This window comes from Stenotrophomonas sp. 3diitr2024, assembly GCF_042136455.1.
Lineage (GTDB): Bacteria > Pseudomonadota > Gammaproteobacteria > Xanthomonadales > Xanthomonadaceae > Stenotrophomonas > Stenotrophomonas sepilia.
Map to the genome: position 1 here is coordinate 1 of NZ_JBHHMJ010000448.1, position 8179 is coordinate 8179.

The 8179-nt window shown below is 68.5% G+C and carries 5 protein-coding genes; 4 read left to right on the forward strand and 1 reads right to left on the reverse strand.

The features are described from left to right. The first annotated feature begins 140 nt into the window (after nt 1-140). The 4 genes from ABGA94_RS11050 to ABGA94_RS11065 are packed head-to-tail and all read left to right on the forward strand — an operon-like array spanning nt 141 to nt 6211. The gene (locus ABGA94_RS11050; RefSeq protein ID WP_338167582.1) at nt 141-479 is read left to right on the forward strand and encodes a hypothetical protein; all 339 of its coding nucleotides are present in this window, start codon (nt 141-143) and stop codon (nt 477-479) included. Between the two features lie 56 nt (nt 480-535). Continuing rightward, nucleotides 536-1789, forward strand: a complete 1254-nt coding sequence (locus tag ABGA94_RS11055; RefSeq protein WP_065185918.1) for a TolC family protein — start codon at nt 536-538, stop codon at nt 1787-1789. Continuing rightward, a complete protein-coding gene (locus ABGA94_RS11060; protein ID WP_111128566.1) occupies nt 1786-2991 on the forward strand; it encodes an efflux RND transporter periplasmic adaptor subunit in 1206 nt (401 codons plus the stop codon). Before ABGA94_RS11055 ends, ABGA94_RS11060 begins: the two co-directional genes overlap by 4 nt. Nucleotides 2992-3001: 10 nt before the next feature. Further along, nucleotides 3002-6211, forward strand: coding sequence for an efflux RND transporter permease subunit (locus ABGA94_RS11065; RefSeq protein WP_375367278.1), 3210 nt, complete (start codon nt 3002-3004; stop codon nt 6209-6211). Nucleotides 6212-6306: 95 nt separating this feature from the next. On the opposite strand, the gene ABGA94_RS11070 is transcribed toward ABGA94_RS11065, so the two are convergent. Continuing rightward, nucleotides 6307-8088 carry a DUF885 family protein gene (locus tag ABGA94_RS11070; RefSeq protein ID WP_375367279.1) on the reverse strand — a complete coding sequence of 594 codons (1782 nt, stop codon included), beginning with the start codon at nt 8086-8088 and terminating at the stop codon, nt 6307-6309. Between the last annotated feature and the right edge of the window lie 91 nt (nt 8089-8179).

The following is an 8179-nucleotide window of genomic DNA, read 5'->3' on the forward strand; positions in this document are numbered from 1 at the left end:
AACGCGGTGGGGTCAGAGCCCTTTCCGGAGGAAAGGGATCCGACCCCGCGCCCGGTCCACCTGAACGGGAGAATCCGACGGATTCCCGAAGCGGCCATTGATATTGTATCCGGCGAAAACCGCTTGCTAGCCTCCCTTCCATGCGCCGGATCACCCGCCAACTGCGTACGTACCTGATGATGCTGCTGATGGCGGCGTTCGTGGTCGTGCCGGTGGCCGACGTGCTGGCCTGCGCGGTCGAACCGCACGACACCACTGCGGTGCACGTGGAAAGCAACGCCAACGATGCCGAGGGTGACAGTGACAGCAAGCACGCCGGTGCCTGCAGCCACAACCACTGCCACCACTCCAACCTGAGCCTGCCGGCCAGCACCCTCGCCGCCTTCGGTGCGCCGCTGCCGGCGCGCTGGATGAATGTCGGCGACGCGGCGACCTATGCGGTCGCCCAGGATGAATTGACGCGTCCCCCCCGGGCGTGAGTTGAGCGCGTCCCGCGATTGCGGGCTCCCGTTTCACTCACAACCGGAATCCCCCTATGTCGATCCTGACACCTCGGTCGCTGCGTGCGGCCGGGCGGGTCGTCGCCGTGTTGCTGGGCCTGGCCCCGGCGGCATCGGTGATGGCGCAAGCCGCCCCTTCCTACGACACCCTGCTTGAACGCCTGGACCAGCTGCCAGGTACCCGCGTCGGTGCGGCGCTGGCCGAGGCCGCCGACGCGCGCGCCGACCAGGCCCGCGCACTGCCCAACCCTTCCCTGTCCTGGTCGGCCGAGAACGCCTGGGGCACCGGCTCCTATGGCGGCATGGGCAAGGCCGACAGCGTGCTTACCCTGTCCCAGCCATTGGAGGTCTGGGGCCAGCGCGGCGCGCGCGTCCGTGCGGCCCGCGCCGAGGCACAGGCGGCCAACCTGCGTGGCACGCAGAGCCGCAGCGATGTGGCCAGCCAGCTGGCGGTGGTCTACGCACAGGCGGAAAGTGCACTGCGCCGCTACACCCTGGCCGAAGAGGCACTGAGCCTCACCCGCGATGACGCCAACGCCGTCAACGCGATGGTCAAGCAGGGCCGCGAACCGCAACTGCGCGCGGTGCAGGCGCAGAGCGAAGTGGCCAACGCCAACGCCGCGCTGGATGAAGCGCAGGCCTTCCGCGATGCCGCGCTGGCCCGCCTGGCCGGTGCTGCACTGCTGGATGCGCCGGTGCAGTCGATCGGCGACAGCCTGCTCGACCGTGCGCCGCCGCTGCCACGCGGCGCCACCGATACCGCACTGGCGGTGCGCATCGCTGAAGCCGAAGCCGATGCGGCGGGCAAACTGGTCGAGGTGGAGCGCAAGCGCGCCCTGCCCGACCTCAGCGTCACCGCCGCGCAGACCCGCTTCCGAGAGGGCGGCGAGCGTGCCTACAACCTCGGGCTCAGCCTCAGCATCCCGCTGTTTGACCGCAACCGCGGTGGCATCCGCGCCGCCAATGCCGACCAGCGCGCGGCCGAAGCGCGCCTGGACCAGCAGCGCCGCGACAGCGAGGCGGCACGCCTCTCCGCCGTGGCCGGTTTGAAGGCCGCCGGCAGCCGAACCCGCGCCGCCGATGAAAGCGTGGTCGCCGCCGAAGAGGCGTATCGCCTGGCCCGCATCGGCTTCGACGCCGGACGCATCTCGCAGCTGGAACTGCGCAGCACGCGCAGCGCTCTTATCGCCGCCCGCGCCGCCGCCGTGGATGCGCGCCTGTCGCGCGTCGGCGCGGAAATCGATCTTGCCCGCCTTGAAGGGCGCGCACCCTTTGTGGAGGCCCCATGACTCTCTCCCGTACTTTTCCGCTGATCGGCGGCATGCTGCTGACTGTGTTGCTGGCCGGCTGCGCTGGCAACGCGCAGACACCTGCCAATGAAGACCCCGCTGCGACCAAGGCCGGCACCGACGACAGCCATGGCCACGCGCCCGGCAGCAAGGAAGCCAAGGCCGAATCCGCGAAGACGCCGGCAGACACCGATGAAGGCGTGGTACCGCTGACCCCTGAGCAGATCAAGGCGTCCGGTATCGAAGTGGTTGCCGTCGGTCGCGGCGGTGGCGGTTCCACCCGCCTCGCCGGTCGGGTGGAACCCTCGGTCGGTGCCCGTGCCTCGGTGGCCTCGACCGTGACCGGCCGCGTCGAGCGCGTACTGGTCGCGCCGGGCACGGCGGTGAAACAGAACCAGGCGCTGGCCATCGTGGTCAGTGGCGAGGCAGCGGTGTTCCGCGCCAATGCGCTGGCCGCATCCGCCGAAGCCGAGGCCGCACGCCTGGCCTATGGCCGCGACAAGGCCCTGGTCGACCAGGGCGTGGTCGCCCGCCAGGAGCTGGAAGCCTCGCGTGCGCGTTCGCTGGCGGCACAGGCCCAGGCCGCTGCCGCACAGGCACAGGCCGCCGCCAACGGTGCGCCCGATGCCAGTGGACGCGTGCGCATCACCAGCCCGGTGGCCGGCATCGTCGGCAACGTGCAGGTCACGCCGGGCGGTGTGGTCGCCGCCGGTAGTGCGGTGGCCGACGTCGCCGACCCGTCGATGAACGAGCTGGTGTTCACCGCACCGCCAGCGCTGGCTGCACAGGTCATGCCCGGCATGAAGCTGGAAGTGAGCGTGCCGGGTGGCAGCTTCACCGCTACCGTCACCGGTTCGGCCGCCGATGTACGGCAGCAGGGCGGCGTCGCAGTGATCCGCGCCACGCCGGTGGATGCATCGCTGCCGCCGGCCGGTTCGCCGGTATCGGCCGTGGTGGTCACCGAAGGCCAGGACGGCTCGCTCAGCGTGCCCGCCGATGCGGTGCAGAACGTCGATGGAAGCAGCGCGGTGTTCGTCGCCGTCGAAGGTGGCTTCAAAGCGCAGCCAGTGCTGGCCGGGCGCCGTGCCGGTGACCGCATCGAGATCCTCGGTGGCCTGAGCGGCAACGAGCGCATCGTCGGTGCCAACGCCTTCCTGCTCAAGGCCGAGCTGGCCAAGGGCGAAGCCGAGCACGGCCACTGAGGAGGCGATCATGTTCAAGCTGATCATTGAAACAGCGGTGCGCCACCGCTGGCTGGTGGTGTTCATGGCGGCGCTGATCGCCGCCGTGGGCCTGTTCCAGCTGGGCAAGCTGCCGATCGACGCCGTGCCGGACATCACCAACCGCCAGGTGCAGATCAACACGGTGGCCCCGGCGCTGACCCCGGAGCAGATCGAACGGCAGGTGACCTATCCGCTGGAAACCGCGCTGGCCGGCATTCCCGGCCTGACCACCACGCGTTCGCTGTCGCGCAATGGCTTCTCGCAGGTCACCGCGATCTTCACCGATGCCACCGACATCTACTTCGCCCGCCAACAGGTGGCCGAACGCATGCGCGAGGCATCGGAAGACCTGCCCGATGGTGCGTCGCCGATGCTGTCGCCGGTCACCACCGGCCTCGGCGAGGTGCTGATGTGGACGGTGGACTTCACCGCGTTCGATCCGACCAGGCTGGCCAAGCCCGGTGAAGCCGGCTGGCAGGCCGGCGAGGTCTACCGCACGCCGGAAGGCAACCTGCTGCGCACGCCGGAAGAGCGCGCGACCTACCTGCGCACCGTGCAGGACTGGATCATCGCGCCGCAGATGCGCTCCAGCCCGGGGCTGGCCGGTGTCGATACGGTCGGCGGCTACGTCAAGGAATACGGCGTGCATCCGGACAGCGCCAAACTGGCCGCGCATGGCCTCGGCCTGGCCGACCTGGTTACCGCGCTGCAGCGCTCCAACGTGCAGGCCGGCGCCGGCTTCGTGCAGCGGGCCGGCGAAGGCCTGGTGGTGCGTGCCGATGGCCTGGCGCTGACCACCGAGGATCTTGCACAGGCGCCGGTGGCCACCCGCAATGGCGTGGTGGTGCGCGTGGCCGATGTAGCCACCGTGGAACTGAGCCGCGCGCCGCGCCTGGGTGCAGCCAGCCGCAACGGCCACGAGGCCGTGCTGGGCACCGCGCTGATGATTGCCGGTGGCAACAGCCGCACCGTGGCGCAGGCCGCAGCCGCACGTCTGGAACAGGTGAACACGTCGCTGCCGGCCGACATCGTGGCCGCACCGGTGCTGGACCGCAGTGTGCTGGTCAATTCCACCATCAAGACCGTGGCCCGGAACCTCACCGAGGGCGCGCTGCTGGTGGTGGTGGTGCTGTTCCTGCTGCTGGGCAACCTGCGCGCGGCCACCATCACCGCGCTGGTGATTCCGCTGTCGTTCCTGTTCGCGGTGATCGGCATGAACCGCTTCGGCATCAGCGGCAACCTGATGAGCCTGGGTGCACTGGACTTCGGCATCCTGGTGGACGGTGCGGTGATCGTGGTCGAGTCGACGCTGCTGATGCTGGGCCAGCGCCGCGCCGAACTGGGCCGGGCGCTGACCGCGATGGAACGGCTGCGCGTGGCCGCCGATTCCGCGCTGAAGATGGCGCGCCCGGCGGCGTTCGGCCAGCTGATCATCCTGCTGGTGTTCGCGCCGATCCTCACCCTGGAAGGTGTGGAGGGCAAGACGTTCCACCCGATGGCGGCGACCTTCATGCTGGCCCTGGTCGGTGCCTTCCTGTTCTCCTTCACCTTCGTGCCGGCGATGACGGCGCTGCTGGTGCGCGAGCCGAAGCTGAAGGACGGCAATGCACATGCAGACGACGGCGAGCACGAGACCAGGCTGATACGCGTGCTGCGCGCGCGCATCGAGCCGGTGATCCGCAAGGCTGTGGCGCATCCGCGCACGGTAGTGGCCAGTGCGGTGATGATGGTGGTGGTGGGCATCGGCTCGTTCTCGCTGCTGGGCCGCGAGTTCATGCCGACGCTGGACGAAGGTAACGTGGCGATGCAGGCGTTGCGCGTGCCGTCGACGTCGCTGGAGCAGTCACTGGCCATGCAACTGGCGTTGGAAAAGGTGATTGCCAAGCAGCCGGAAGTGGAGACCGTGTTCTCGCGTACCGGTACCGCCGAGGCGGCGATCGATCCGATGCCGACCAACATCTCCGACAGCGTGATCGTGCTGAAGCCACGCAAGGACTGGCCCGATCCGAAGTTGGCCAAGGACGCGCTGGTGGCCCGTTTCGAAAAGCTGGCCGGGCAGCAGCTGGGCAACAGTTTCGAGTTCAGCCAGCCGATCGAGCTGCGCTTCAACGAGCTGATTTCCGGCGTGCGTACCGACCTGGCCGTAATGATCTTCGGCGATGACTTCAGCCAGCTGCAGAAGGTGGCCGACCAGGTGGCGCTGAAGCTGCGTGCGGTGGGTGGCGCGGCCGACGTGCGGGTGGAACAGATCTCCGGCCTGCCCACGCTGAACGTGGCGATCGATCATGTGGCGGCGGCGCAGTATGGGCTGACTGCGGCGGATGTGAGTGATGCACTGTCCACCGGCATCGGCGGTACTGCGGCGGGCAAGATCTTCGAAGGCGACCGCCGCTTCAACGTGGTGGTGCGCCTGGACGATGCCGCGCGCAACGATCCGGACCAGCTGGCATCGCTGCCGATCGCCACGCCATCGGGGCTGGTGATTCCGTTGTCGTCGGTGGCGCGCATTACCGTGAGCGAAGGGCCGAACCAGATCAGCCGCAACAACGGCAGCCGCCGCGTGGTGGTGCAGGCCAACGTGCGTGGCCGCGACCTGGGCGGCTTCGTCGGCGAAGCGCAGGCCGCGGTAGCCGACGTGGCACTGCCGCCGGGTGCCTACCTGACCTGGGGTGGCCAGTTCGAGAACCTGCAGCGCGCGGAAAAGCGGCTGGCGACGGTGGTACCGGTAGTGTTCCTGCTGATCGGCAGCCTGCTGTTCATGGCCCTGCGCAGCGGCAAGGAAGCCATTCTGGTGTTCAGCTGCGTGCCGTTGGCGCTGGTCGGCGGCATCCTCGCGCTGCTGCTGCGGGGCATGCCGTTCTCGGTATCGGCAGCGGTCGGCTTCATCGCCGTGTCCGGCGTGGCGACCTTGAATGGCCTGGTGCTGATGCAGGCGATCCGCGAACGCCTGGATGCCGGCGACCTGCCGCTGCAGGCGGCGATCAACGGTGCCTCCAGCCGCATCCGAGCCGTGCTGACCACGGCGCTGGTGGCGATCGTCGGCTTCATTCCGATGGCGATCGCCAGCGGTTCCGGTGCGGAGGTGCAGAAGCCGCTGGCGACGGTGGTGATCGGTGGCCTGATCACCGCCACCGTGCTGACCCTGCTGGTGCTGCCGACCTTCGCAGCACGCGTGGCCAAGCCGCGGGCGGTAGGCTGAGGTGAGAGGGGGTCGGAGCCCTTTCCACGGGAAAGGGATCCGACCCCGTGACCGGGTCGGATTGCCGGCCAGCGGCCGGCACTACCCGGTAACGGTCAGGCCTTCTTGCGCTCGGCGATGTAGGCCTGGATCTGCTGTTCCAGCACCGGCAGCGGCACCGAGCCCTGCTTGAGCAGGGTGTCGTGGAAGCCCTTGATGTCGAACTTGTCGCCCAGCTCCTTCTCGGCCTGCGCACGCAGGCGCACGATGGCGATCTCGCCCAGCTTGTAGCTCAGCGCCTGGCCCGGCCAGGAAATGTAGCGGTCCACTTCAGTGGTCACTTCATGCTCGCTCAGCGCGGTGTGGTCACGCAGGTAGGCCAACGCCTGCTCGCGGGTCCAGCCCTTGCTGTGCACGCCGGTGTCGATCACCAGGCGCGCGGCGCGCCACATCTCGTAGGTCAGCCGACCGAAATCCTCGTACGGGGTTTCGTAGATGCCCATCTCCACGCCCAGCTTCTCGCAATACAGCGCCCAGCCTTCGCCATAGGCGGAGATGTAGGCGTTGCGGCGGAACTCGGGCAGGTTCTTCTGCTCGGCGGCGATCGCGCCCTGCAGCGAATGGCCCGGATCGGATTCATGCAGGGTCAGTGCCGGCAGGTTGTACAGCGGGCGCGACGGCAGGTTGTAGGTGTTGAGCCAGTAGGTACCCATGCCACCGCGGCCGGCCGTCCAGAACGGTGCAATGTCCGGTGGCACCGGCACGATGGTGAAGCGCGCGCGCGGCAACGTCATGTACTTGCCCAGCTGGCCATCGGCACGCTTGGAGATCCACGCGGCGCGCGACAGCAACTCTTCCGGCGTCTTCGCATAGAACTGCGGATCGGTACGCAGGAAGGTCAGGAACTCGGCGAAGCTGCCCTTGAACTTCACCTGCTTGATGATGGCGTTCATCTCGCCCTGGATGCGTGCGACTTCCTCCAGGCCGATGCGATGGATCTCGTCCGGCGACAGGTCCAGCGTGGTGTACTCGTGGATCTGCTGCCTGTAGTAGGCCTTGCCATCGGGCATCGCTTCGGCGGCCAGGGTGGTGCGCGCCTGCGGCACGTACTCGTTGACGAAGAAGGTGCGCAGCTGCTGGAACGCCGGCACCACCTTGCCGCTGATCGCTTCACGCGCCTGCGCCTGCAGCCTGGCCTGTTCGGCGGCCGGGATGCTGTTGGGCAGCTTCTTGAACGGCGCGTACAGCGGCGATTCGGTCGGGTCCTTCAGCTCGGCAACGGTGGCGATGGACACTTCGCGGCCATCCAGCACCGCGCGCGGCACGCTGAAGCCGCGCTTCAGGCCGGCGCGCATGTTCTCGGTCTGCTGGCCGAAGTAACGCGGCACATCGTTCAGCCGTGCGATGTAGTTCTGGTAGTCCTGCACGGTCTTCATCTCGCGCCGGGCCATGAAGGACAGGTTGGACCAGAACGAGGAATCGGCGTTGAACGGCATTTCGTAGCCGCGCAGGCGCGTCTCTTCGGCCAGGTTGAACACCTGGTCGCGATAGATCGCGTAGTTGACCTGGTTGTCCGGCGACAGGGTCTTCGGGTCGATCTTCTTCAGTGCGGCCAGGGTCTCGTCCCACACCTTCAGACGCGCCTGCTGCGCGGCCGGGCCGACGTCAGGCATGCGGGTGGCGTTGGCCGGGGCGTCTTCGTCCTCGCTGGCTTCACCACCTCCCTGCTGGCGCCACTTCCATTCCTTCTCGTACAGCGCGCGGAAGGCGGCATCCGCGGGCGATTCGGTGGCCACGCTGGCGGGCGCGGCGGCGGCGGCGGCGGCGGGCGCAGCGGCCAGGGCCACGGTGGGGGCGGACAGGGCGATCAACAGGGCAACGGCAAGACGGGTTTTCACGAGCACAGGTTCCCGGGAAGGCAGACCCCGATCATGGCACCGCCCACGGCCCATGGCATGGGACGAAGGTCCTGCCTGCAGCGCAGGCAGG